Genomic DNA, 25,997 nt, shown 5'->3' with positions numbered 1-25,997 from the left:
CGCCAGCCCCTGTCAAATCAAGTCTTGGGGGTGGCCAGCAATTCCTTCATGCGCGCCAGCCTTTCCTTGGGCGTGAGCACTTCAGACTCGGTGGGCGCGGCCGTGCCCACGTCCAGCTCCATTTCCTTGATGAAGCGCGACGGGTCGCAATGGACTTGCTCGCCGGCCCGCTTGCGCTTCTTGCACCAGGTGATCTGCAAGGTGCGCTGGGCCCGCGTGATGCCCACGTACATCAGCCGCCGCTCCTCCTGCACGCGGGCGGCGATGCTCTCGGCCGGCGCGTCGGCGTCGCCCTTGTGGGGCAGGATGCCCTCCTCGCAACCGACCAGGAACACGTGCGGATATTCCAGCCCCTTCGAGGCGTGCAGGGTGGACATGCGCACCGCGTCCGGGTCCTCGTCCTGGCCTTCCAGCATGGACATCAGCGCCACCATCTGGGTCAGTTCCAGCACGTTCTTTTCCTCGCCGTCGCGGTCCTTGCCGCCACGGCCACGGTCCTTGAGCCAGTTGGTGAATTCCAGCACGTTCTGCCATTTGCCCTGGGCCGCGCGCTCCTCGAACATGTCGTACAGATAGGATTCGTAGTTGATCGCTTCCAGCAGGTCGTCCAGCACCTGGGCCGCGTTGTCGCCGCTGCCGGACGGGCCGGGGCGGCTGGCGCGCGCTTCCAGGTTGTTGATGAAGTTGCAGAAGTCGCGCAGCGGCTTGAGCTGGCGTTCGTTGAGCTTGCCTTCGATGCCGCCCTTGAACACAGCCTCGAACAGCGAGCACTGCCACTGGCCCGAGAAGGTGCCCAGCACTTCCAGCGTGGACTGGCCCACGCCGCGGCGCGGCGTGGTGACGGCGCGGATGAAGGCCGGGTCGTCGTCCGTGTTGGCCAGCAGGCGCAAATAGCTGATGATGTCCTTGATCTCGGCCTTGTCGAAGAAGCTCTGGCCACCCGAAATCGTGTACGGGATGCGTTCCTTGCGCAGCGCCTGCTCGATCACGCGGGCCTGGTGGTTGCCCCGGTACAGGATGGCATAGTCGGACCACTTGTTCTTGCGCTCGAAACGGTCGGCCGAAATCATGATGGCCACCTGCTCCGCTTCCTGGTCGTCATTGGCCATGCCCAGCACCTTGATCGGCTCGCCCAGCCCGTGCTCGGACCACAGCGATTTCTCGAACAGCTTGGGATTGTTGCCGATCACGGCGTTGGCCGCCTGCAGGATGCGGGTGGTGGAGCGGTAATTTTGCTCCAGCTTGATCACTTCCAGGTTGGGGAAGTCGGTCTGCAAGGTCTTCAGGTTCTCCACCGACGCGCCGCGCCAGGCGTAAATGGCCTGGTCGTCGTCGCCCACGGCCGTGAACATGGGCTTCTTGCCGATACCCGTCACCAGCAGCTTGACCAGCTCGTACTGGCAGGTGTTGGTGTCCTGGTACTCGTCCATCAGCAGATAGCGCAGGCGGCGCTGCCACTTGTCGCGGATCGGCTCGTTGTTGCGGAACAGTTCCACCGGCAGGCGGATCAGATCGTCGAAATCGACCGCCTGGTAGGCCGACAAGGTGGCCACGTAGCTACGGTAGATGCGGGCCGACTGCGCCTCGTCCTCGTCCTTGGCCTTTTCCAGCGCCACCTCGGGATCGACCAGGCCGTTCTTCCACAGCGAGATGTCGGTCTGGATGCGGCGGATCAGCTGCTTGTCCGTGGTGATGGCCAAGTCCTGCACCAGCGAGGCGCAATCGTCGCTGTCCATGATGGAAAAGCGGTCCTTCAAGCCCACGCCGTTCGCTTCCTGGCGCAAGATCTTCACGCCCAGCGAGTGGAAGGTGGACACGGTGAGCTGCTTGGCCTGGCGCGGCTGCTTGAGCAGCTTGGCAATGCGCTCCTGCATCTCCAGCGCCGCCTTGTTGGTGAAAGTGAGCGCGGCGATGGTGCGCGGATCGTAGCCGCGGTCCTCGATCAGGTGGGCGATCTTTTGCGTGATCACCCGCGTCTTGCCGGAACCGGCGCCGGCCAGCACCAGGCACGGACCGTCGAGATAGGTGACGGCGGCGCTTTGCGGGACGTTGAGGCCGAATTGTGGTGCTTTGGACATCGGAATGGCAGACAGGCTGAGGTGAGCCGGCCATTGTAGCAGCCCTACGCGCACCTGACGCGGCGCATGAAGGCCGTGGCCATTTGCGTTACCATGCTCGGGTAGTGGCGCACCGCGCGCCCGACTTTAAAATGGCCGCACTATGAAATTCGAACACTTAATTGAAATTAACGATCCACTCAATCCGCTGATCGATCCCCTCAGCGTGGACCAGCTGTGGCGCGGCCTGGTGCTGCGCGCCGAGTCGCCCAAGCTGTTCGTGCCCCACCTGGACGAATGCGTGATCGTCGAACGCGGCGAGCACACGTTCCGCCGCCGCCTGCGCTACGGCGAACTGGTGATCGAGGACCAGGTGCTGCTCACGCCCATGCACCAGATCCGCTACGACGTGGCGCCGCAGCAGGACATCGCCGCCTCCAGCCTGACGATGACCATCGAACGGCCCGAAGCCCACGTACTCTTTGTCCGCTTCGAATATGAGGACGCGCACGACGCGGCCACCGACGCGGCCAACGCCATGTACGACGAATTCCGCCGCTCGGCCTACCAGGAGTCGGACATCGACACCATCCGCGTGCTGCGCGATTTGGCCGCCAACGGCCGCCTGGATGCGGTTCTCAACTAACCCGGCGCCATCAGGGGCGGGCCAGCCGCCCCCACACCTGCTCCATCCGCAACGGCTGGCCCCCCAGCGCCAGTACCTGCTCCGGCGCCAGCACGTCGCGGATGGCGTGCAGCTCGCCGCGCGTATCGCGTTGCAGGAATACATTGAGCGGCGCGCCGCGCGGGCCGATCACTGATTCCACATGCGGCGTGGTCGAACGCAAACCCTTGCGCGACACCACGCCCACCTCCCCGTTCAGCAGCTTGACCCAGGTGCCCACGGGATAAATGCCCAGCTCACGGATCATCACGGCCGCCAGTTGCCCGTCCAGCACGCTGCGCCCTTCCAGCAGGATGTCGCGCAGGGCCGCGTTGGGCAGCAACGGTTGCAAATAATGGCGGCTGACCACCCGTGCGCAATAGCGGTCGGCCAGCGCGATCAGCTTGGCGCCGACGGGAATCTCGGCCCCGTCCTTGCCACCCGGATAGCCGCTGCCATCCTCGTTCTCGTGGTGATGCAGCACGCAGGCCAGCCATTCCGGGTCGCTGACGCCCGCGTGGCGCAGCAGGGCCGCGCCGCGCTGCGGATGCTGGCGCATCCGTTCCAGGTCTTGCGGGCTCAGTTTTTCCTTGCTCTCGTGCAGGCGCAACGACTGTTCCTGCATGCCCACGTTCATGGTCAGCGCCGCCAGCGTGGTGGTGAAAATAGCGCGCGCATCGTGGCGCAACGCGCGCGCGGCCAACTGGGCCAGCACGGCCGTGTCCACGCTGTGGCGCACCGCGTACGGCGCCGCCTGCTGGTTGTGCAGGATGCTGGCCACGGCCACGTCGGCGCTCAGGTCCACGGCCTGCGTCACCAGCAGCGCCACTTCCTCCAGCCGGCGCACCGTATCTTGCGGCGCCAGCCGGGCCGCCACCAGTTCCAGCGCCTGCTGCAATTCCAGGCAGGCCGTGTTGAGCTTGCGCAGCACGGACTGGGTCGCGGGCGCCGGTGCCGGCGCCTTGGCGTCGCCGTGATCCTCATAGGAGCCGCGTTCGACCAGGTAGTCGATCTGGTTGGCGTTGGCGATCAAGTGCCCCTTGCGCACCAGCAGCATGCCATTGCTGGCGTACACATCCCACGGCACCAGCATCCCCAGCTTCAGGTCCGCCCGGCTGACTCTGTTAATCCCCACTCATTCCCCCGCGCGGCCAAGCTGGCTGGCGCACCGTCATCGCCTGTTGGTAAAAAACCACTGGACAGCAGCATAACGGGTTTGCCGGGGCCTGCCGTAGAGATTCCGGCGTAGGGGCGGGAAAAGTGGGACAGACTGTTGTATTTTTGCTTTAACGCATCATTGATTTCCAAACTACAATCAAATCGACGGCCACGCCGCCACCCGCGCCCACTCACTCGCCGGGGCAGCAAGGCACGCCTTCCGCTCCCCTCGCCGGCCCCTCTTCCAATTGGCGGGCCAGGTCGCGCAAGGCGGTGCGCACCCCTTCCTCCACCACAGGATGGTAGAACGGCATGTCCAGCATGGCCGCCACCGTCAGTCCCGCCTGGCATGCCCAGGCCAGCAGGTGAGCCAGGTGTTCGGCCCGCGGCCCTACCATTTCCGCGCCCAGGAAGCGGCCGCTGCCGTGCTCCCCGTACACGTGCAGCAAGCCCTGGTTTTGCAGCATGACGCGGCTGCGTCCCTGGTCCTCGAAACGCACCTGGCCGATGGCGAAATTGCCCGCATGGGTCTGGCACAGCGTGCGGTAGCTGGCGCCGGCCGTGGCGATCTGCGGTTCGCTGAAAGCCACCGCCAGCGGCGTGCGCCGCAGGCCCGGCGCCACCTGCGGATAGCGGGCCGCGTTGTGGCCGGCGATCTTGCCCTGGTCGACCGCTTCCGGCAGCAGCGGCCGTTCGTCGTTGGCGTCGCCGGCGATGAAGATGGCGCTGGCGCCGCACTGCATGGTCTGTTTGTCATACAGCGGGATACCATGGCGGTCCAGCGTCAGGCCCGTCGTTTCCAGCCCCAGCTGGTGTACATTGGGCTGGCGGCCGATGGCGCACAGCACGTGATCGTAGCGCTCCTCGTGCAAGCGGCCTGCGTCGTCGCGGCTGCGCAGCAGCAATTGCGGGCCATCGGCCGCGATCGCCTTGACGGCCGTGTGGAAGCGGATATCGAGTTCGCGCGCCAGCGCTTGCGCGGCGGCCAGGCGCACGGCCGGGTCGCCCAGCTGGGCCATGCTGTCGCCGCGCGCGTACAGGGCCACCCGCACGCCCAAGCGGTGCAGGGCCTGGCCCAGCTCCAGGCCGATGATGCCGGTACCGATCACGGCCACCGAGGCGGGCAGCGCGGTCCAGTCGAACACGGCGTCGCTGCCGGTCACGCCGGGGCCGGCAGCCAGCCAGGCCGGCGGCAGGATGGGGCGGGAGCCGGTGGCGATCACGATCCGGGCCGCCTGCACTTCCGTGTGCTGGTCCACTTGCAAGCAGTCGCGCGCCACAAACCGGGCATGGCCGCGCAACTTGTCGGCGGCGGGAATCTGGTCCACCGTGTCGAGCACGAAGCGGACAAAGCGGTCGCGTTCACCTCGCACGCGGGCCATGACGGCCGCGCCGTCGACCCGTACGGCGCCCGCATGCACCCCGAACGCGGGCGCGGCCGCCACGGCGTGGGCCGCTTCGGCCGCCGCGATCAGCAGCTTGCTGGGCATGCAACCGACGCGCGCGCAGGTGGTGCCGTAGGGTCCGCCTTCGATCAGCACGGCCCGGCTGCCGGCCGCGCGGGCGGCCCGGTAGGCGCCCAGGCCGGCCGTGCCGGCCCCGATCACGGCCACGTCCGTTTCGATGATCCGCATCATGTGCTCCCCCCGGCGGCAGGCCGGCATGGGCCGATGTTACGCTGGTTTGCGTTACCGCACAGGGAAGGCGCGCACCGTTGCGCGGAGCGCGGTTGGATCGACTTTCAGTTTTACTTTGCGGCAAAACCGCATTAGTATTACTTATCGTTCCGAACTTTTATAAGTGCAGCTTATGGGAAACCTGGACTACCGTGCCCTGGCCGTACTCGACGCTGTCGCCAGCCAGGGCAGTTTTGAAAAAGCCGCACTGGCCCTGGGCATCAGCCAGTCGGCCGTGTCGCAGCGCATCAAGGCCCTGGAAGACGCCAGCGGCCGCCTGCTGATCGTGCGCGGCCAGCCGGCCGTGCCCACCGGACTGGGGCAACGGCTGGTTTCCCACCACCGCAACGTCAAGCTGATGGAAGCGGCGCTCGACATCGACCTGGGCAACCCGGTCAGCATGCCGGAAATCGCGCTGGCGGTGGACGCGGCCAGCCTGGCCACCTGGTTCCCCTTGAGCCTGCAACCGTTGCTGTCGCCACCGCGCTGCCAGTTAAACGTGCAGGCGGCGGCGCCGCAACTGGCGCTGCACCTGGTGCATGAGGGCAGCGTGTTCGGCTGCGTGGCGGCCAGCGCCGATCCCGGCGCCGACCCGCCCAACGGCCCCAACGTCACGGCACTGGGTCTGATGCGCTATGTGTGCGTGGCCACGCCCGTGTTCGCCGGCCACTGGTTCGGTGATGGCTTCTCCGCCGAGGCGGTGGCGCTGGCGCCGGCCGTGGTCAGCGATGGCGAGCTGATGGCGCGCTACCTGGCGGGCGCCGTGCAGGTGCAAGGGGCGTATCCGCACCACACCATGCCGCTGTCGCCGGCCTACAGCGAATGCATCCACGGCGGCCTGGCGTATGGCTTGCTGCCGTTGCCGCAGGCGCGGCCGGCGCTGGCGCAGGACAGGCTGGTGGACCTGGCGCCGGGACAATACGTGGACGTGGCGCTGGCCTGGCACGCCTGGAACCTGGACACGCCCTTCACGCGCGCCCTGTCCGAACAGGTGGTGACGACGGCGCGGCGTTATCTGCTGCAACCATAGCCTGAAAGAATTCGGGACGTAACACAATTTAGAATTCGGGACGTAACACAATTTCGGCGCTTGGAAATTGTGTTACGTCCCGAATTATTTGGACGGCGGCCACTTCAAATATCGAGCGGATCCACTTCCAGCGACCATTTGACGCGGCTTTTCAGGTCGCGCAAGGTGGCCATCCAGTGCTTGAGGAAAGCCTGCAGGGCTGGCCGCGAGGGCGATTCCACCAGCAATTGGGCCCGGTCCACGTTGTGTACCCGCGTCATGCTCATGGGGATGGGGTCGTTGATGGTGATGCCGCCATGCTCCACGCAGTCGCGCGCCGTCTGCAGGAATTCGATGGCCGTGGCCAGTTCCGGCGCCTCCGCCCGCAACAAGGCCTGGAACAGATAGGGCGGCAGCGCCGCCTGCTCGCGCTCCTCCAGCAGAGCGGTGGCGAAATGGTCGTAATCATGGTTGACCACGGCCCCGTACAACGGATGCTGGGGATAGCGGGTCTGGATCAGCACCTCGCTGGCGCTGCCCCCTTCCGTGCGGCCGGCCCGCCCCGCGCGCCCGGCCACCTGCATCAGTTGCGCGAACAGGCGCTCGCTGGCCCGGTAGTCCTGCGAGAACAGGGCCGTATCCGGATTGAGGATGCCGACCAGGGTCAGCTTTTTGAAGTCGTGCCCCTTGGCCACCATCTGGGTGCCGATCAGGATATCGACCTCGCCCCGGTGCACGGTGTCGAACGCCTCCTGCGCGCTGCCCTTCCTGCGGGTGGAATCGGCGTCGATACGCAGGATGCGCGCTTCCGGGAACAACTGCTGCAAGCCCTCCTCCACCCGCTGCGTACCCCGGCCCAGCGGCTGCAAGTCCACGTTGCCGCAAGTGGGGCAGTGGCGCGGGATGCGCAGCTCCAGGCTGCAGTGGTGGCAGCGCAAGCGGTGCTCGGGCTTGTGCAGCACCATGAACGAGGTGCAGCGCTTGCAGTCGCTGATCCAGCCGCAGGACTCGCAGCAGATCACGGGCGCGTAGCCGCGCCGGTTCAGGAACAGCAACGACTGTTCGCCGCGCTCCATGCGCAGGCGCAGCGCGTCCACCAGCTGCGACGTCAGGCCATCCTTGGGCTTGTCGCGCTCCATGTCGAGCAGCTTCACTTCAGGCAGGGTGGCGTTCTGCACGGCCCGCTCGCGCAGTTCCAGCTTGCGGTAGCGGCCGCACCGGGCGTGGTGCCAGCTCTCCAGCGATGGCGTGGCCGAACCGAGCACGATGGGGATGCCCAGCTGCCAGGCGCGCCACACGGCCAGGTCGCGCGCCGAATAGCGCAAGCCTTCCTGCTGCTTGTAGGACGGGTCGTGCTCCTCGTCGATCACGATCAATTTCAGTTGCGGCAGCGAGGCCAGGATGGCCAGCCGCGTGCCCAGCACGATGCGGGCCTTGCCCTGGTGCGCGGCCAGCCAGTGCAGCATGCGCTCGCCTTCGGACAGGCTGCTGTGCAACGTGGCCAGCATCACGCCGGGGAAGCGCGCGCGGATGTTGCCTTCCAGCTGGGGCGTGAGGTTAATCTCCGGCACCAGGATCAATATCTGGCCCTCGGGCTCGCGCGCCAGTACCTGGGCGCAGGCTTGCAGATACACTTCCGTCTTGCCGCTGCCCGTCACGCCGTACAGCAGGGTGGGCGCGTAGCCCTGGGCGCCGCCGATGGCGTCCGCCGCTTCCTGCTGAGCCGGGTTGAGGCGGGGCATGGCGAGCGGCGTGCCGTCGTGCGGGGTGTCATGCTTGGCCAGCTTTTTCAGCGCCCGGTCCAGCGCCACCGTGGTCAGCACCCGCAGATTCTTGGGCAGGCCGGGCAGCGCCACTTCACCGAGCGGGCGCTGGTAGTAATCGGCCGCGAAGCCGGCCAGCGCCAGCCACTGCGGCGACAGCGGCGACAATTGGCTGCGCACGGCCAGTACATCCTTGAGCTTGGCTTCCGGCACCTCGGTCCGGTCGGCGATGTCCACGATCAAGCCCATCACTTCGCGCCGGGCGAACGGCACCAGCGCCAGTTGGCCGATCCGCGGTGGATTTGCAGGATCGCAAGTCCAGCGGTAATCGAACACGGCGTTCAGTGGCGTATCCAGCACAATCCGCAGGATGCAGGGGGTGGTCATGATGTGGCCGCACAATTCAAGTGTTTTTCCCCGACGATGGCGCCCATTTTGCGCGGCTGGAAACTATCCACAGTTTTTGTGGATAACTTTGTGGACAAGGGAAAATTAATTCACGGAAACCGACGACTTTCGCCTTGCCAGTGTCATAAACCGTGCAAAAAGCCAAAATTAATTCCCTTATAAATCAATAACTTGGAAAATACTCCCTAGGGGAGGAAAAAATCGCGCCAGTTCCGCGCCGCTGTGTATAAGTGAAGTATTTGGTGGACTTTTCGGCCCGAAATCAAGCACTTTTTTGCACCGGATGCCACGTAGATCACGTTTGCCGCAGAGCAGCATCCCTTTACATCCAACGATAAAGCGCAGCGCATTCTACACATACTGCAACAACAACGTTTGGATCGAAACAAGGCCGTTATCACGACAAAAACATTACCTTGGTTTGATGCAGCGCAACATGGACTTGAAGCTGTGTGCCAGGAAAACGGCTAAGTAGCGGTTTACTAAGGTCTTTTCTTTTTTATCCACAGTTTTAGTGGATAACTTTGTGGACAATGGCCGTACAAGCCTGTTTCACCGCTGGGATAAGGTTTACCTAACGCTAATCTTGCCTCTGGGGAGACAAAAATAAACCTATCATAATCAATTACTTAGAACACCGCTCCCAGTAGGGAAAAACGCACTGCCTGTTATTTCAGCAGCAAATAAAATTGTGTATAAGTCGGTATCGGACGAACGAAGACAGCATGAAAAAAGGGCGCGTTTCCGTGGAAACGGCCCCTTTGGCTTGAAACGAGGTCAGGCGCGCAGGGCGCGGCTGTGGCTGTGGACGGCTTCCACCATGGCCGCCACGTGTTCCGGGTCGGTGAACTGGGAAATGCCGTGGCCCAGGTTGAACACGTGGCCGCTGTTGGCGCCCGGCTTGCCGAACGCGTCCAGCACCTTGTGCACTTCGGCGCGGATCTGGTCCGGGCTGGCGAACAGGATGGCCGGGTCCAGGTTGCCTTGCAGGGCCACCTTGTCGCCCACCAGGGCGCGCGCCTGGCGCAGGTTGACGGTCCAGTCCAGGCCCACGGCGTCGGCGCCGACGCCGGCGATCTCCTCGATCCACTGGCCACCGCCCTTGGTGAACACGATGGCGGGAATGCGTACGCCATCCTTTTCACGTTTGAGCTGGGACACCACCTGCTGCATGTAAGCCAGCGAGAATTCCTGGTAGGCGCCATCGGCCAGCGCGCCGCCCCAGGAATCGAAGATCATCACGGCCTGGGCGCCCGCGTCGATCTGGGCGTTCAGATACTCGGCCACGGCCTTGGCGTTGGTGGCCAGCACGTGGTGCATCAGGTCCGGACGGTTGTACAGCATCTTCTTGATGGTGTGGAACTCGCGCGAACCCTGGCCTTCCACCATGTAGCAGGCCAGCGTCCACGGGCTGCCGGAAAAGCCGATCAGCGGCACGCGGCCATTGAGTTCAGTGCGGATCTGGGTCACGGCCTTGAACACGTAGTCCAGCGAACCCGGTTCCGGGGTGCGCAGGGCCAGCACGTCCGCTTCCGTCTTCAGGGGACGCTGGAACTTCGGCCCTTCGCCTTCGACGAAGTACAGGCCCAGGCCCATCGCGTCAGGCACGGTCAGGATGTCGGAGAACAGAATGGCCGCGTCCAGCGGGAAGCGGTCCAGCGGCTGGATTGTCACCTCGGTGGCGTAATCGGGATTGGTGGCCAGGCCCATGAAGGAGCCGGCCTTCTGGCGCGTGGCGCGGTATTCCGGCAAATATCGCCCGGCCTGGCGCATCAGCCACACGGGCGTGTAGTCGGTGGGCTGGCGCAGCAACGCGCGCAAGAAGGTGTCGTTCTGGAGCGGGGCGAATTGTGGCATGAAAGGCAATCGATGGCGGGAATAAAAAAGCTATTATCGCATCCCGCGCCCCGTTTTTACGCATCGTCCTGTCCCCGACGTGACGAAACGTAGGCCCGGCGCGACGCGCGTTCATGCCGGACGCATACTGAAACTAAGGCTGGAACATTGGCCGCGCTTTCACTATGATGCCAGCACCCCGATCCCGACCTTTTTTGGAGCGACCATGCACCCTGCCACCCCACTGCCCACCGCACCGTTCGGCGCCTGGCCATCGACCATCAGCGCCGCGCGCGTGGCGGCCGGCGCCACGCCGCTGTCGCAACTGGCCGTGGGCGGGGCCGACGGCGCCGACATCTACTGGCTGGCAGGCCGCGCCGCCGAGGCGGGCCGCAATTCCCTGCTGCGCCACCGGGGCGCGGCGACGGCCGAACTGACCCCGCTGCCCTACAACGTGCGCAGCCGGGTGCATGAATATGGCGGCGGCGCCTTCCTGGTGGACGGCGACACGGTCTACTTCTCGCACTTCGCCGACAACCTGCTGTATCGCCAGCAGGGCGACGGCCCGGCCGTGGCCCTGACCCGCCCCGGCAAGCAGCGCCACGCCGACTTCGTGGCCGACCGTACCCGCGCACGCCTGATCAGCGTGCGCGAACTGCATGGCGACGATCCGCACGCGCAGCCCGTCAACACCCTGTGCGCGATCGGCGCGGACGGCGCCGAGACGGTGCTGGTGCACGGCGCGGACTTTTATGCGGCGCCGCGCCTGTCGCCCGATGGCCGCCAGCTGGCCTGGCTGAGCTGGGACCACCCGCGCATGCCGTGGCAAGGCACGGAACTGTGGCTGGCGCCAGTGCTGGACGACGGCAGCCTGGGTGTGCCACGCCGCGTGGCCGGCGGCCCCGAGGAAGCCGTGTGCCAGCCCGAATGGTCGCCCGCCGGCGTGCTGCACTTCGTGTCCGACCGCAGCGGCTGGTGGAATCTGTACCGCCTGGCCGGCGATCAAGTCCAGGCCCTGTGTCCGATGGAGGCGGAATTCGCCACCCCGCACTGGACCTTCGGCGGTTCCATGTACGGCTTCCGCTCGGCCGATGAAATCATCTGCACCTACATCGTGCAGGGCGTGAGCAAGCTGGCCCGCCTGCGGGTGGACAGCGGGCGGCTGGAGCCAATCGCCAACCCGTATCAGGAAATCCGCGAACTGCGGGTCGGCCCCGGCTTCATCGCGCTGATGGGCGGCAGCCCCACCATCGCGCTGGAACTGGCCCGCATCGAGTACACCAGCGCGGAAGTGGAAGTGCTGGCCCGTTCCATCGAAACGCTGCCGGCCGTGGCCGAACTGTCCGTGCCGCAGTCCATCAGCTACCCCAGCGCGAACGGCCGCACGGCGCACGCCTTCTTCTACCCGCCCTGCAACCCGGCCGTGCAGGCGCCGGCCGCCAGCCTGCCGCCCGTGATCGTGATCAGCCACGGCGGTCCCACCAGCATGACCACCAGCACCCTCAAGCTGGCCACCCAGTACTGGACCAGCCGTGGCTTCGGCGTATTGGACGTGAACTACGGCGGCAGCGCCGGCTTCGGCCGCGCCTACCGCGACGCGCTCAAGGGCCAGTGGGGCATCGTCGATGTCGAGGACTGCATCGCCGGCGCCCGCGCGCTGGTGGAACGCGGCCAGGCCGACGGCGACCGGCTGATCATCCGCGGCGGCAGCGCCGGCGGCCTGACCACGCTGTGCGCGCTGACCTTCCACGACGTGTTCAAGCTTGGCGCCAGCTACTACGGCGTGTCCGACCTCAAGGGCCTGGACCAGGATTCGCACAAATTCGAATCGCACTACAACGAATACCTGATCGCGCCGCAGCCGGCGGCCGAGGCGCTGTACCAGGCCCGCTCGCCAATCAACCACACGGACCGGCTGGCGCGGCCCATGATCTTCTTCCAGGGCCTGGACGACAAGGTGGTGCCGCCGCAGCAATCGGAAACCATGGTGGCGGCGCTGCGCGCGCGCGGCGTGCCCGTCGCCTACGTGCCGCTGGAAGGTGAAGGCCACGGCTTCCGCAAGGCCGAGAACATCGTGCGCACGCTGGAAGCGGAGCTGTACTTCTACCAGCGTCTGTTCGGCCTGCATCCGGGTGACGCGCCCGGCGCAGTCCATATCGACAACCTGCCCGCTTGATGAACGAAGCACTACTGCAGGCCGAATTCGACGCGCTGGCCTACCACGAAAAAATGACGCTGGCCCTGCTCGCGCTGGTGGGCGAGCCGATGGGCCGCGCCACCATCCTGGACCACCTGCACGCGGCCCGCATCGAAGACCACCATGGCGACAAGCTCACCGTCGCCTCGCTGGACGACGCGCTGCGCAAGCTGGAACGGCTGGCCTTCTCCAACGTGGTGACGGGCCGTGGCCACAGCTGCAATCCGGGCCTGCGCTGGCCCGCCATCCGGGCCGCCATCGGCACCCATGCGCTGGACGACTTGAGCCAGGCGCACGACCTGCTGGTGCCGCTGCGCCAGACCTGGAATTCCGTGGAGCCCCGCAGCTACCGGGCCGGCGTGGCCCGCCTGCGCATGGCGCTGCTGCGCGGCCAGGACCCGCAGCGCGTGCTGCCGTTGCTGGCCTTCTGCCAGGGTTGCTACGAGGCGGCCCAACTGCATCCCATTATCGAGATCTTCGGCCGGCCGTTCGAGGCGGGCATGATCGCGCGCGTCCACCCGCTGCTGCAGGACGACATCCTGACGCTGCTGCTATCGAACGCGCAGCGCGACTACGCCAGCGCGCCCGTGCTGCGCGACTTCACGGAACAGCACTTCCAGCGCCGCCGCGCCGGCGGCGACGACGTCACGCCAGCGCTGCGCCTGGCGCTGGCGGAAGACGCCATCCTGTGCGGCCGGCTGGACGACGCGGGCCGCTACCTGGAAGGCACGGCCGGCGCGCCCAGCCAGTTCCTGGCCAGCGTGATCGTGCTGCTGCGCGGCGCCGCCTCGGCCGCCATCAGCGGCTTCGACGCCGCGCTCAAGATGCTGCGGCGCGAATCGGGCAAGCGCAAGCAGCTATTCACGGGCATGGGCGGCCACCTGTACGTGCTGGCCATGCTGCGCCAGGGCGACGCCAAGCTGGCCAAGGCGGCCGAAGCCTACCTGGAAGCGGCGCTGCGCGCGCCGCACAACCACGACAGCGCCGTCTACCAGCAGCTGGACCTGCTGCGCCAGGTGCGCGCCGGCACGCTGCAGCCGGATACGGTGACCAAACGCGCGTGGGAAACAGGATTGCAAGCCCAGATGTTCCAGGGCTTGCTGTACTTCTGGCTGTCGCAACCCCAACTGGCCGAGTATCGTCCCCAATTGCAGGAACTGGTGCAGCTGGCCGACCGCGCTGGCTATCACTTCATCGCCGGCCAGACAGCCACCCTGCTGGGCCACCTGGGCGACGCGGAACAGGCGCGCCATGGCGCGGCCCTGCGCCGCCAGCATGGCTACGCCGACCTGACTTCCTGGTTCGAGCGGCAGGAAGCGTGGCAGCGCCAGCTGGCCGCCCTGATCGCCCTGCAGCAGGACGCCGCGCCCGCGCCGGGCGGCAACGCGCGCCTGGCCTGGGTGCTGACCTTCCATCCGCGCCACGGCCTGACGGGAATCGAACCGCGCGAACAGAAGCGCGATGCGCGCGGCATCTGGGGCAAGGGCCGCGCCGTGGCCTTGAAGCGGCTGCGCTACGAGGCGGAGCAGTTCGATTTCCTCACGCCGCAGGATGTGCGCGCGTCCGAAGCGATCGGGGTGGCGCACCGCCACTACCATTCCTCCGGCCTGGCCTACGAGATCGACCCGCAGCGGGCGGCCGCCGCGCTGGTGGGCCACCCGCTGCTGTTCTGGCACGACGCGCCCGACACCCGGGTTGAACTGCTGGGCGGCGAGCCGGAACTGCTGATCCGCAAGCAAGGCGACAACCTGACGATCACGCTGCAACCGCCGATTCCCGACGACGGCAGCACCGTCATCATCAACAAGGAAACGCCAACCCGGCTGCGGGTGATCCAGATCCTCGACGAACACCGGCGCATCGGCGCCATCGTCGGCGACGGCCTGACCGTGCCGCGCCACGCGGAACAGCAGGTGCTGCAGGTGATCGGCTCGATCTCGTCGCTGGTGACGGTGCAGTCGGAAATCGGCGGCACCGGCACCGACATGGAGCAGGTGGCGGCCGACGCCCGCCTGCACGTGCACCTGCTGCCTTACCAGCACGGCTTGAAGATGCAGTTGCTGGTGCGGCCGCTGGCCGGCGGCGCCTACTACCCGCCCGGCACTGGCGCCGACAGCGTGATCGCGGACGCGGGCGGCAAGCCGGTGCAGGCGCGCCGCGACCTGAACGGCGAACGCGATGCGGAACGGGCGCTGGTGGCGCGCTGCCCCATCCTCGAATCGGCCGAGCAGGAACACGGCGAATGGCTGCTGGGCCAGCCGGCGCTGTGCTTGCAACTGCTGGTGGAACTGCAGGCGCTGGAACAGGACAGCATCGTGCTGGCCTGGCCGGAAGGCGAAAGCTTCCGCGTCACGCCCAAGGTGGGCAGCGGCCAGCTGCGGCTGGCCATCAAGAGCCACAAGGACTGGTTCGCGGCCAGCGGCGAAGTGCAGGTGGACGAAGGCCAAGTGCTGGATTTGCGCACCCTGCTGGAGCTGATGCACACCAGCCAGGGGCGCTTCGTGGAATTGGGTGACAACCGCTTCCTGGCGCTGACGGAGGAACTGCACCGCCGCTTGCTGGAAGTGTCGGCCTACGGCGAACTGACGGCCGACGGCGTGCGCCTGCATCCGCTGGCCGCGTTCGCGCTGGAGGACCTGGCCGACGACGCGGGCGGACTGAAGGCGGACAAGCTGTGGAAGGAACACCTTGCGCGCATGCAGACGCGCACCGAGTTCGAGCCGCAGCTGCCCAGCACCCTGCAGGCGGAATTGCGCGACTACCAGCGCGAAGGCTACGACTGGCTGGCCCGTCTGGCCCATTGGGGCGTGGGCGCCTGCCTGGCCGACGATATGGGCTTGGGCAAGACGCTGCAAGCGCTGGCCCTGATCCTGGCCCGCGCACCGCAAGGGCCGACGCTGGTGATCGCGCCCACCTCCGTGTGCCTGAACTGGATCAGCGAGGCGGCCCGCTTCGCGCCCACCCTCAACGTCAAGCTGTTCGGCGCGGGCGACCGCGGCGAAACGCTGGCCACCTTGCAGCCGTACGACGTGGTGGTGGCCAGCTACGGCCTGCTGCAGCTGGAGGCGAAGCTTTTTTCCGGCGTGCGCTGGCACACCATCGTACTGGACGAGGCGCAGGCCATCAAGAACGGCGCCACCAAACGGTCGCAGGCCGTGATGGCCTTGCAGGGCGACTTCAAGATGGTGGCCACCGGCACGCCGCTGGAAAACCACCTGGGCGAACTGTGGAACCTGTTCCGCTTCATCAATCCCGGCCTGCTGGGCAGCATCGAGCAATTCAACCTGCGCTTCGCGGGGCCGATCGAGAAAGCCCAGAACCACAAGGCGGAAGTGGGCGCGCGCCAGCGGCTGCGGCGCTTGATCCAGCCGTTCATCCTGCGCCGCACCAAGGCCCAGGTGCTGGCCGAACTGCCTTCGCGCACCGAGATCACGCTGGAAGTGGAGTTGTCAAAGGAGGAAACGGCGCTGTACGAATCGCTGCGCCGCGCGGCGCTGGAAAACCTGGAGAAGGTGGAAGGCCCGACCGAGCGTAAATCGATCCAGATCCTGGCCGAGATCATGAAGCTGCGCCGCGCCTGCTGCAATCCGCAACTGGTGGCGCCGGCCCTGGGGCTGGCCAGCAGCAAGCTGGCCGCCTTCGCCGACCTGCTGGAAGGCTTGCTGGACAACCGCCACAAGGTGCTCGTGTTCAGCCAGTTCGTCGACCACTTGAAGCTGATCCGCGACCACCTGGACGCCAACGGCATCCGCTACCAATACCTGGACGGCGCCACCCCCATGCAGGAGCGCAAGACGCGGGTCGACGCATTCCAGGCCGGCGACGGCGACGTGTTCCTCATCAGCCTGAAGGCGGGTGGCATGGGCATCAACCTGACGGCGGCCGACTACGTGATCCACATGGACCCGTGGTGGAATCCGGCCGTGGAGGACCAGGCTTCGGACCGGGCCCACCGCATGGGCCAGCAGCGGCCCGTCACCATCTACCGGCTGGTGGCGCGCCACACGATCGAGGAAGGCATCGTGGCGCTGCACCAGCACAAGCGCGACCTGGCCGACAGCCTGCTCGATGGCAGCGACCTGGCGGCGCGCATGTCGGCGGCCGACATGCTGGCCATGCTGGCCGAAGGCATGCAGCGCGGACGCGAGATGTAGCGGGGTGTAACGGGCGCCCTCGCGGGCCCCGTTTAGTGATAATCTCCCACGCTTGACCTTGGCGCGCCGCCCCAAACCTGCGAATATGCGCGTCTTGCCCCAACATCTACGAGGCTGCTTTTATATGATGAAGACCCATATCGCGCTGGCTGCACTGCTGACGTCGATCGCGCTGGCGCCGGCCAGCGCCAGCACCCACAAACACCATGCCAAGGCGGCCGCCAGCACGGCCAAGTCGGGGACCAAGAGTTCGTCCCACGGCAAGCACGCCAAGAGCGATGGCAAAAGCGGCGGCAAAAGCAGCGCCAAAGGGGACAGCAAGAGCCACGGCAAGCATGGCAAGGGCAAGTCCCATGCGGCCGCGCCCGTAGCGGCGGCCGCCACCGTGGCCGCCGCCGTGCACCACGCCCAGCCAGCGCCATCGTCGGAACGGCGCCAGGACAAGGCGCTCGACACGCTCGGCGTGCAGTTCCTGAACGCGCTGTGGCGCATCGACCCGGAAAGCGCGATCTACGCGGGCAAGTACGACACGGCCGCCACCATGACCGTCTACGATCCGGCCACGCTGGCCAAACAGCAGGCGTTCACGGACGACTGGCTGGCCCGCTTCGCCAAGGTCGATACGCGCCAGCTGTCGGCCCGCCAGCGCACCGACCTGGCCCTGCTCGTCAACAAGCTCAAATCGGACCGCTTCAACCTCACCACGTTCCGCGAATACCAGTGGAATCCGGCGCTGTACAACGTGGCCGGCCCGATCGACCTGATCCTCAACACGGAATACGCGGCCAAGCCGCAGCGCCTGCGCACCCTGCTCAAGCGCATCGCCAGCGTGCCGGCCTATTACGACGCGGCCCGCGCCAACCTGGCCAACCCCACGCCCGAGCACACCAAGCTGGCCATCAAGCAGGCGCCCGGCGTGCTCACCATGCTGACCCAGCTGGACAAGGAAGCGCAGGCGTCCATCCTCACGCCTATGGAAAAACAGCTGTTCACCCAGCGCATCAACGCGGCGTTGACGGCGGTGGATGGCTACGTGGCCTACCTGACGGACCTGGACCAGACCATGGCCAAGAACGGCAGTGGCCGCTCGTTCCGCATCGGCAAGGATTTGTACGAGCAGAAGTTCGCGTTTGACATCCAGTCCGGCAGCACCGCCGAGCAGACTTACCGCAAGGCGCTGGCCGCCCGCGAGGACTTGCTGGCCAATATGGACAAGCTGTCCGACGAGCTGTGGACCAAGACCATGGGCGACGCCGCCAAGCCGAACGACCGCTACGCCAAGATCGGCATGGTGATCGACAAGCTGTCGAGCCACCACGTGGCGCGCGAGGACTTCTTCAAGGAGATCCGGCGCCAGGTGCCGCTGCTACAGGACTGGGTGATCAGCCACGACCTGCTCACGCTCGATCCCAACAAGCAGCTGGAAGTGCGCGCCACCCCGGCCTACCAGAGCGGCGTGGCCGGCGCCAGCATCGACGCGCCCGGCCCGTACCGTCCGCAGGACCGCACCTACTACAACGTGACCCCGCTCGACGGCGCCACCCCGGAAGCGGCCGAAAGCAGCCTGCGCGAGTACAACGACTGGATCCTGCAGATCCTCAACATCCACGAAGCCATCCCCGGCCATTACGCGCAACTGGTGTACGCCAACCGCTCGCCGTCCATCGTCAAGTCCATCTTCGGCAATGGCGCCATGGTGGAAGGCTGGGCCGTATACGGCGAGCGCATGATGCTCGAAGCGGGCTATGGCGACAACGCGCCCGAGATGTGGCTGATGTGGTCCAAATGGAACCTGCGCAGCGTGACCAACACCATCCTCGACTATAGCGTGCATGTGCTGGGCATGACGCAGGAACAGGCCATGGACCTGCTCACGCGCCAGGCGTTCCAGACCCGCAGCGAGGCCGAGGAAAAATGGCACCGGGCCCAGGTGACGTCGGTGCAGCTGACCAGCTATTTCAGCGGCTACAGCGAAATCATGGAATTGCGCGAGCAGCGCAAGCAGGCGCTGGGCGGCAAGTTTTCGCTCAAGGAATTCCATGAGCAATTCCTCAGCTACGGCAGCGCACCGGTGCGCGTGATCCGCGAGCTGATGACGCAGTAAGCGGCAGGCAGGCAAGACAACGACGGACGCGGCAACGCGTCCCGTTTGCTTTCCGGGATTCAAGCATGGCTACCGTTGACGGCGGATGTTTGGCCTGTGTTTGCGGGCCCGCAAGCGCGTTGAAAAATGGTCCGCTACGATTGCCGCAGTGACGGAAGCGCGACGTCGTTTCTGCTACGATGAATTCCGGGAGTGACAATGACCATGCCCATTCAATTCGACACGCTCGAGTACGCTAGAAAGCTGGCGGAGGGCGGCATTCCCCAGCCGCAGGCGGAGACCCACGCGCAGGCGCTGGGCGACGTGATGGCCACTGCCGTCGTGGCACCAAGCGAACTGGTGCTGCTCAAGACGGACGTGCTGGCCCGCATCGACGTCGCCAAGCGCGAGCTGACGGCCGCCATAGAAAAGGTCGCCAGTGAACATGCCAGCGCCATCGCGCGTAACCGGCTGGAAGCCAACGACGCGATTGCCCTGCTCAAGCGCGATTTTGATGGCCGACTAACGGCCGCGACGCACGATATCCATGCCCGCATCGACCTCAGTACCCAAATCCTTGATGCCAAGATTGATGGTGCGAAGTATGAACTCAACGCCAAGATTGACGATGTGAAGCATGAACTCAACGCCAAAATTGACAGTGTGAGTCAACAACTCAACGCCAAAATTGACGACGTGAAGCATGAGTTGAGTGGCAAGATTCAAGCACTCGACGTCAAAATCGACCAAGCGAAACAGGAGTTGAGTGGCAAAGTTCAAGCGCTCGACGCCAAAATCGACCAAGTGAAGCAGGAGTTGAGTGGCAAGGTTCAAGCGCTCGACGCCAAGCTCGACCGGATGGCCGGGCAGTTCAACGGACTACGCTGGCTGGTATTCGCCAACCTGGCCGCCAACGCCGTCATCCTCATCAAATTATTCGCCTGACGCGCCTGGTCATTCGATTGCGTGCCCTCAAAATCCCGCCTCATCATTAGCGATACGACAACTCTTCCATGCCGGGTGCCAGCGGCTTTTCCAACACGCCACAAGGCAAGGTGCTGGTGGCCGCCTTTATGGATTCCTACAACCAGATGGTGAAAGCGGTGCGCAATTACCGGGCCCAGGAAGTCGAGGGCGGCCTCGGCAATGAAGGCAAGCGCATGACCAACTGAGCTTGCCGGGCCGTCAGGACGTCTCTTCGGGCGCCTGGGTCACCCGCACGAACACGGGCGCGACCAGCAGGCCCAGTTCGAACAACAGGCACATGGGCAGGGCCAGCGAGAACTGGCTGACGATATCGGGCGGCGTGACGACGGCCGCCACCACGAAGGCGCCGACGATGGCGTAGGGCCGCACTTCCTTGAGCTTTTCCACGCTCACCAGGCCCATGCGCACCAGGATCACGACCACCACCGGCACTTCGAAGGTGGCGCCGAACGCTAAACACATCGACATGACAAAATCGAGATAGTTTTCGATATCAGGCGTGACGGCGATCGACTGCGGCGAGAATTCGTTGATGAACTTGAACACCCGGCCGAACACGAAGAAGTAGCAGAACGCCACGCCCGACATGAACAGCAGCGAGGATGAGATCACCAGCGGCGCGATCAGCCGCTTCTCATGGGCGTACAGGCCGGGGGCGATGAAGGCCCACAACTGGTACAGCACCCACGGCAGGGCCAGGATGAAGGCGATCACCAGCGTCACCTTCATCGGCACCAGGAAGGGCGAAATGACGCCGGTGGCGATCATCTTCGAGCCCACCGGCAGCGAGGCGATCATGGGACGGGCGATGATGTCGTAGATGTGCGAGGGGCCGGGCCACGCCAGCAGCCCGACACACACCAGCACGATGCCGATCGACGCCTTGACCAGGCGGTCACGCAACTCGATCAGATGGGAGATAAAGGTCTCTTCGCCCGGTGCAGGTTTAGTCATTTAGTAAAACGAGGAGGAGGAATTGCCGCGCGGGCGGAAACGGGCCACGCGCGCCGCACCCGACGTCACGTGCAGCTTGCCGCCGTGGCGTTGCTTGTACCAGCCGGGAATGGCCGAATTGCGCACCAGCTTCTTGCGGCGGAACTCGCGCGCCTTGCGTGACAGGTCGTCCGGGGTGGCGCTGATCACGTGCTCGACCGTCGGGAAGGGCGTGCCATCCCAGGCGCCTTGCACTTCGGCCAGATTGTCCGAGACGGCTTTTTCCACGTCCTGCTTGACGTTCTCGGCCGCCTGCTGCACTTCCTTTTGCAAATTCTTCAATTCCTCCATCTCGATTTCACGCGAGACTTCGGATTTGACTTCATTCAGGTAACGCTGTGCCCGGCCGTACAAGGACCCGGCCATGCGTGCCACCTTCGGCAGCTTTTCAGGACCGATGACGACCAGGGCGACGACGCCGATGATGGCTAGTTTGGAAAGACCGAGATCAATCATAGGGCGCAAGCGATCGCGGACGGGGCCAGGGCCCCGCGCCGCTTATTGCTTGTTCTTCTCTTTCGCGTCGACGTCGATGGTGGGCGGGGCGGCCGGGGTGGCCGGTTTCTCTTCCTCGCCGCGCACGCCATCCTTGAAGCCCTTGACGGCCTTGCCGATGTCGGAACCCATGTTGCCCAGCTTTTTGGTACCAAACACCAGCATCACGACCACCAGCACGATCAGCCAGTGCCAAATACTCATAGAACCCATCTTAATCCCCTTGCAAGGGCGTACGCCCAAAGAACTCAGTTATACCCAATACGCACAGTATAAGCGAAGCGCGGGCTGTCATGTGGATGTCACATGGACTAGCCCGGCCTCATCCAGAATGCTTAATAGCGTGTTTAATGCAGACGGCGCCACGGATGCGGACCGCCCACCAGGTGCAGGTGCAGATGGTACACCTCCTGGCCGCCATCGGGGCCGCTATTGATGACTGTTTTGTAGCCGCCGCTGGGCGTGCCGTCCGCCTCGTAGCTGACGGCGCAGCCGAATTCCTCGGCCAGGCGCGGCACCAGCGCCAGCATCTTGCCCAGCAGCGCGGCCTGGTTGGCCGTGCAGTCCGACAGCGTGGCGAAATGCTGCTTGGGGATCAGCAGCAGGTGCACCGGCGCGGCCGGGTTGATATCCTTGAATGCCAGCAAGTCCTCGTCCTCGTAGACGATGGTCGAAGGAATCTGCTTGGCCGCAATCTTGCAAAAAATACAGTTATCCACAAACACTCCTGGTCAGTCGTTGCGTTAAGCTCAGGCGGCGTCGCCCGGCGCATCCTTGCGGGCCGCTTTTTCCACGATGCCGGACACGCCTTCGCGCCGCGCCAGTTCATCCAGCACCTGCTGCGGGCGCAGGTCGAACTGGGCCAGCAGCACCAGCGTGTGGAACCACAGGTCGGCGCACTCGTACAGCACCTTGTCGGCGTCGCCGGCGGCGCGGGCGTCCTTGGCCGCCATCACCGTCTCGGTGGCTTCCTCGCCGATTTTTTTCAGGATCGCGTCGTCGCCCTTGGCGAACAGGCGCGACACGTAGGAAGTGGCCGGGTCACCGCCGTTGGCCAGCTTGCGCGATTCGATGATGTCCGCCAGGCGGTCCAGGATTGCACTCATGTCGGTTTCGTCTTCGTCGTTTTGGCCACCGCCTTGGGCGCGGTCTTGGCCGGTTCGGGATAAATGGTGGCCGGGTCTTTCAGCACCGGCTCGGCGACCTGCCAGTCGCCTTCCAGCGCGTCGCCCTCGAATTTCTGGAAGAAGCAGGAATGGCGCCCCGTGTGGCAGGCGATGCCGCCGGCCTGCTCGATCTTGAGCAGCACCACGTCCTCGTCGCAATCGAGACGGATTTCCAGCACCTTCTGCACATGGCCGGACTCCTCGCCCTTGTGCCACAGCTTCTTGCGCGAACGGCTCCAGTACACGGCCTCGCCCAGTTCCACCGTGCGCGCCAGCGCCTCACGGTTCATCCAGGCGAACATCAGCACGTCGTTGCTGCCCGCTTCCTGGGCGATCACGGGCACCAGCCCGTTCTCGTCCCATTGTACTTTCTTCAACCATTTGGCCTTGGCGAGGCCGTTGTTGGGGGGAGTAGCCATCATCGTCGCTCCGCTCACGCCAGCCGCATGGGGATGCCCTGGGCCGCCAGGAACTGCTTGGCTTCCTGCACCGTATGCTGGCCATAGTGGAAGATACTGGCCGCCAGCACCGCGTCGGCGCGGCCCAGCTTGACGCCGTCGGCCAGGTCCTGCAGGCCGCCCACACCGCCCGAGGCGATCACGGGGATGCTGATGGCATCCGACACGCCGCGCGTGAGCGCCAGGTCGAAGCCGGACTTGGTGCCGTCGCGGTCCATGCTGGTGAGCAGGATTTCGCCCGCGCCCAGCTGTTCCATCTTGCGCGCCCATTCGATGGCGTCCAGGCCGGTGGCCTTGCGGCCGCCGTGGGTGAACACTTCCCACTTGCCGGGCGACACCTGCTTGGCGTCGATCGCCACCACGATGCACTGCGAACCGTGCTTTTGCGACGCGTCGTACACCAGCTGCGGATTGGCCACGGCCGAGGAATTCATGCTGATCTTGTCGGCGCCCGCGTTGAGCAGGCGGCGCACGTCGGCCACCTCGCGCACGCCGCCACCGACGGTGAGCGGAATGAACACTTGCGACGCCACCGCTTCGATGATGTGCAGGATCAGGCCGCGGTTGTCGCTGGTGGCCGTGATGTCGAGGAAGGTCAGTTCGTCGGCGCCCTGTTCGTCATAGCGGCGCGCGATCTCGACCGGGTCGCCGGCGTCGCGCAGCTCGGTGAAATTGACGCCCTTGACGACGCGGCCATCGGTCACGTCCAGGCAGGGAATGATACGTTTTGCAAGCATGTTGGAACCCGTCGGCCCGCAGGCCATAATCAAAGAAACTGGCGCTTATTCAGCGGCGCCGTCGGTCAGTTCGTCCGCGCGCACCTGGGCCGCGGCCAGGTCCAGCGTGCCCTCGTAGATGGAGCGGCCGCAGATCACGCCTTCGATGCCTTCGTCCTGCACCGCGCACAGCGCTTCCACGTCGCCCAGGTTATGCAGGCCGCCGGAAGCGATCACGGGGATCTTGACGGCCTGGGCCAGCTTGACGGTCGCTTCGATGTTCACGCCGCCCATCATGCCGTCGCGGCCGATGTCGGTGTAGATGATCGATTCCACGCCATAGGCTTCGAACTTGCGGGCCAGGTCGATCACTTCATGGCCGGACATCTTGCTCCAGCCATCCGTCGCCACCTTGCCATCCTTGGCATCCAGGCCGACGATGATGTGGCCGGGGAAGGCGCCGCAGGCGTCGTGCAGGAAACCGGGGCTCTTGACGGCGGCCGTGCCGATGATGACGTAGCTGATGCCGGCGTCCAGGTAGCGCTCGATGGTGTCGAGGTCGCGGATACCGCCGCCCAATTGGACGGGAATCTCCTCGATATCGTTTTCCAGCGCGAAGTCCTGCACCACCTTGAGGATGGCCTTGATGGCGCCTTCATTCTTCGGCTTGCCGGCGAAGGCGCCGTTCAGGTCGACCAGGTGCAGGCGGCGGGCGCCCTGCTTGAGCCAGTGCAGCGCCATGTCGGCTGGTTCTTCGGAAAATACGGTGGCAAGTTCCATATCGCCTTGCTTGAGGCGCACGCAGTGACCGTCTTTGAGGTCGATGGCAGGAATGAGCAGCATGATCGTGTCAAAAGTGAGAGTGAAAGGGGGTGGAACTCAAGGTTGCCAGTGAACGAAATTCTTGTACAGCTGCAAGCCCATGGCAGCGCTCTTCTCCGGGTGGAACTGGGTGGCGAAGATGTTGTCGCGCGCCACGGCGCAGGCGAACGGCTTGCCGTACTCGGTTTCGCCCACCACATGGGCCGCTTGCGCCGGCTGCACGAAATAACTGTGCACGAAATAAAAATAGCTGTTGTCCGGAATACCTTGCCACAACGGGTGAGACGCCGTCTGGCGCACTTGGTTCCATCCCATCTGCGGGACCTTGAAGCGCGAACCGTCCTCCTGCAGCATACCGTCGAGCTGGAAGCGTACCACTTTGCCCGGCAGCAGGCCCAGGCCGGCCGCGTCGCCTTCCTCGCTCACGTCGAACAGCATCTGCTCGCCGATGCACACGCCCATCAGCGGCTTGGTCTCGGCGGCCCGCATCAGCGCCTCCTGCACGCCCGACTCGCGCAGGCTGCGCATGCAGTCGGGCATGGCGCCCTGGCCCGGCAACACGATGCGGTGCGCGTTCTCGATGTCGGCCACTTCGCCGGAAATCTTGACGTCCGCTTCCGGCGCCACGGCGCGCAGGGCTTGCGCCACCGAGCGCAGGTTACCCATGCCGTAATCCACTACAACAATTTTATTCATATTCAAGCATCAAAATGTGACCGGAGCCGCCCGCCCGGCAGGGGCGTGCTTACAGGCTGCCTTTGGTCGAAGGAATGGTGCCGGCGGCGCGTTCGTCCAGTTCCGCCGCCATGCGCAGCGCGCGGCCAAAGGCCTTGAACACGGTTTCGCACTGGTGGTGGGCGTTGGTGCCGCGCAGGTTGTCGATGTGCAGCGTGACCAGCGCGTGGTTGACGAAGCCGCGGAAGAATTCCAGCGTCAGGTCGACGTCGAAGGTGCCGATCATGGCGCGCGTGAACGGGATGTGGTATTCGATGCCGGGCCGGCCCGAGAAATCGAGCACCACGCGCGACAGCGCCTCGTCCAGCGGCACGTAGGCGTGGCCGTAGCGGCGGATGCCCTTGCGGTCGCCGATGGCCTTGGCCACGGCCATGCCCAGCGTGATGCCCACGTCTTCCACCGTGTGGTGGTTGTCGATGTGGATGTCGCCCGTGGCCTCGATATCCAGGTCGATCAGGCCGTGGCGGGCGATCTGGTCCAGCATATGGTCGAGGAAGGGTACGCCCGTGTTGAGCTTTTGCTGGCCGGTGCCGTCCAGGTTGATGGCGACGCGGACTTGCGTCTCGTTGGTGTTGCGCGTGATTTCTGCGGTGCGGTTCATGAAGGGCTCTACGATGATA

The 25,997-nt window shown here is 65.3% G+C and carries 22 protein-coding genes; 7 read left to right on the top strand and 15 right to left on the bottom strand.

Annotation, left to right across the window (positions count from 1 at the left end):
- Positions 1–17: 17 nt before the first annotated feature.
- Complete coding sequence (locus H3H39_RS03150; protein WP_182151779.1) at positions 18–2,078, bottom strand: UvrD-helicase domain-containing protein; 2,061 nt, start codon at positions 2,076–2,078, stop codon at positions 18–20.
- A gap of 142 nt (positions 2,079–2,220) precedes the next feature.
- Here H3H39_RS03150 and H3H39_RS03145 point away from each other — a divergent pair, with 142 nt between their 5' ends.
- Positions 2,221–2,703 (top strand): SRPBCC family protein, encoded by a 483-nt coding sequence (locus H3H39_RS03145; RefSeq protein WP_182151778.1) that lies wholly within the window; start codon positions 2,221–2,223, stop codon positions 2,701–2,703.
- A 10-nt stretch (positions 2,704–2,713) separates the two neighbouring features.
- On the opposite strand, the gene H3H39_RS03140 is transcribed toward H3H39_RS03145, so the two are convergent.
- Both H3H39_RS03140 and H3H39_RS03135 read right to left on the bottom strand, forming a co-directional pair.
- Positions 2,714–3,856, bottom strand: a complete 1,143-nt coding sequence (locus tag H3H39_RS03140; protein ID WP_311196838.1) for an HD-GYP domain-containing protein — start codon at positions 3,854–3,856, stop codon at positions 2,714–2,716.
- A gap of 214 nt (positions 3,857–4,070) precedes the next feature.
- Positions 4,071–5,513: a dihydrolipoyl dehydrogenase gene (locus H3H39_RS03135; RefSeq protein ID WP_182151964.1), complete on the bottom strand. Its 1,443-nt coding sequence runs from the start codon at positions 5,511–5,513 to the stop codon at positions 4,071–4,073.
- Between the two features lie 175 nt (positions 5,514–5,688).
- Here H3H39_RS03135 and H3H39_RS03130 point away from each other — a divergent pair, with 175 nt between their 5' ends.
- Positions 5,689–6,585: an ArgP/LysG family DNA-binding transcriptional regulator gene (locus tag H3H39_RS03130; RefSeq protein WP_182151777.1), complete on the top strand. Its 897-nt coding sequence runs from the start codon at positions 5,689–5,691 to the stop codon at positions 6,583–6,585.
- Positions 6,586–6,689: 104 nt separating this feature from the next.
- Here H3H39_RS03130 and H3H39_RS03125 read toward each other — a convergent pair whose 3' ends face one another.
- Complete coding sequence (locus tag H3H39_RS03125) at positions 6,690–8,714, bottom strand: primosomal protein N' (RefSeq protein WP_182151776.1); 2,025 nt, start codon at positions 8,712–8,714, stop codon at positions 6,690–6,692.
- A gap of 798 nt (positions 8,715–9,512) precedes the next feature.
- Positions 9,513–10,592 (bottom strand): uroporphyrinogen decarboxylase, encoded by a 1,080-nt coding sequence (gene hemE / locus H3H39_RS03120; RefSeq protein ID WP_182151775.1) that lies wholly within the window; start codon positions 10,590–10,592, stop codon positions 9,513–9,515.
- A 205-nt stretch (positions 10,593–10,797) separates the two neighbouring features.
- On the opposite strand from hemE, the gene H3H39_RS03115 reads away from it, so the two are divergent.
- From H3H39_RS03115 to H3H39_RS03095, 5 genes are all read left to right on the top strand, one after another.
- Entirely contained in the window at positions 10,798–12,747 is a 1,950-nt protein-coding gene (locus tag H3H39_RS03115) for a dipeptidyl-peptidase 5 (RefSeq protein ID WP_182151774.1), read from the top strand.
- Positions 12,747–16,922 (top strand): DEAD/DEAH box helicase, encoded by a 4,176-nt coding sequence (locus H3H39_RS03110; RefSeq protein ID WP_182151773.1) that lies wholly within the window; start codon positions 12,747–12,749, stop codon positions 16,920–16,922. Before H3H39_RS03115 ends, H3H39_RS03110 begins: the two co-directional genes overlap by 1 nt.
- Positions 16,923–17,046: 124 nt before the next feature.
- On the top strand, positions 17,047–19,026 hold the full coding sequence (locus H3H39_RS03105; protein WP_182151772.1) for a DUF885 domain-containing protein: 1,980 nt from the start codon (positions 17,047–17,049) through the stop codon (positions 19,024–19,026).
- 198 nt (positions 19,027–19,224) lie between these two features.
- Positions 19,225–19,950, top strand: a complete 726-nt coding sequence (locus tag H3H39_RS03100) for a DUF1640 domain-containing protein (RefSeq protein WP_182151771.1) — start codon at positions 19,225–19,227, stop codon at positions 19,948–19,950.
- A gap of 68 nt (positions 19,951–20,018) precedes the next feature.
- Complete coding sequence (locus H3H39_RS03095) at positions 20,019–20,177, top strand: hypothetical protein (protein ID WP_446033170.1); 159 nt, start codon at positions 20,019–20,021, stop codon at positions 20,175–20,177.
- A 13-nt stretch (positions 20,178–20,190) separates the two neighbouring features.
- On the opposite strand, the gene tatC is transcribed toward H3H39_RS03095, so the two are convergent.
- The 10 genes from tatC to hisB form a co-directional block, all read right to left on the bottom strand.
- Positions 20,191–20,946 carry a twin-arginine translocase subunit TatC gene (tatC, locus tag H3H39_RS03090; RefSeq protein WP_182151770.1) on the bottom strand — a complete coding sequence of 252 codons (756 nt, stop codon included), beginning with the start codon at positions 20,944–20,946 and terminating at the stop codon, positions 20,191–20,193.
- A complete protein-coding gene (gene tatB, locus H3H39_RS03085) occupies positions 20,947–21,441 on the bottom strand; it encodes a Sec-independent protein translocase protein TatB (RefSeq protein WP_182151769.1) in 495 nt (164 codons plus the stop codon).
- A 42-nt stretch (positions 21,442–21,483) separates the two neighbouring features.
- Positions 21,484–21,693: a Sec-independent protein translocase subunit TatA gene (gene tatA, locus H3H39_RS03080; protein WP_182151768.1), complete on the bottom strand. Its 210-nt coding sequence runs from the start codon at positions 21,691–21,693 to the stop codon at positions 21,484–21,486.
- Positions 21,694–21,827: 134 nt separating this feature from the next.
- Complete coding sequence (locus H3H39_RS03075; protein ID WP_182151767.1) at positions 21,828–22,199, bottom strand: histidine triad nucleotide-binding protein; 372 nt, start codon at positions 22,197–22,199, stop codon at positions 21,828–21,830.
- Between the two features lie 30 nt (positions 22,200–22,229).
- Entirely contained in the window at positions 22,230–22,586 is a 357-nt protein-coding gene (locus tag H3H39_RS03070; RefSeq protein WP_182151766.1) for a phosphoribosyl-ATP diphosphatase, read from the bottom strand.
- Entirely contained in the window at positions 22,583–23,065 is a 483-nt protein-coding gene (gene hisI / locus H3H39_RS03065) for a phosphoribosyl-AMP cyclohydrolase (RefSeq protein ID WP_182151963.1), read from the bottom strand. Before hisI ends, H3H39_RS03070 begins: the two co-directional genes overlap by 4 nt.
- 14 nt (positions 23,066–23,079) lie before the next feature.
- On the bottom strand, positions 23,080–23,841 hold the full coding sequence (gene hisF / locus H3H39_RS03060; RefSeq protein WP_182151765.1) for an imidazole glycerol phosphate synthase subunit HisF: 762 nt from the start codon (positions 23,839–23,841) through the stop codon (positions 23,080–23,082).
- A gap of 45 nt (positions 23,842–23,886) precedes the next feature.
- Complete coding sequence (hisA, locus tag H3H39_RS03055) at positions 23,887–24,663, bottom strand: 1-(5-phosphoribosyl)-5-[(5-phosphoribosylamino)methylideneamino]imidazole-4-carboxamide isomerase (RefSeq protein ID WP_182151764.1); 777 nt, start codon at positions 24,661–24,663, stop codon at positions 23,887–23,889.
- Between the two features lie 36 nt (positions 24,664–24,699).
- Positions 24,700–25,338, bottom strand: coding sequence for an imidazole glycerol phosphate synthase subunit HisH (gene hisH, locus H3H39_RS03050; RefSeq protein WP_182151763.1), 639 nt, complete (start codon positions 25,336–25,338; stop codon positions 24,700–24,702).
- A 49-nt stretch (positions 25,339–25,387) separates the two neighbouring features.
- The gene (hisB, locus tag H3H39_RS03045) at positions 25,388–25,978 is read right to left on the bottom strand and encodes an imidazoleglycerol-phosphate dehydratase HisB (RefSeq protein WP_182151762.1); all 591 of its coding nucleotides are present in this window, start codon (positions 25,976–25,978) and stop codon (positions 25,388–25,390) included.
- Between the last annotated feature and the right edge of the window lie 19 nt (positions 25,979–25,997).

Origin of the sequence: Rugamonas apoptosis (genome assembly GCF_014042355.1) — a bacterium.
Taxonomy (GTDB): Bacteria; Pseudomonadota; Gammaproteobacteria; order Burkholderiales; family Burkholderiaceae_D; genus Rugamonas; species Rugamonas apoptosis.
Note: the sequence above shows the minus strand (reverse complement) of the source record. Positions and strands in the feature narration are given on the sequence as shown.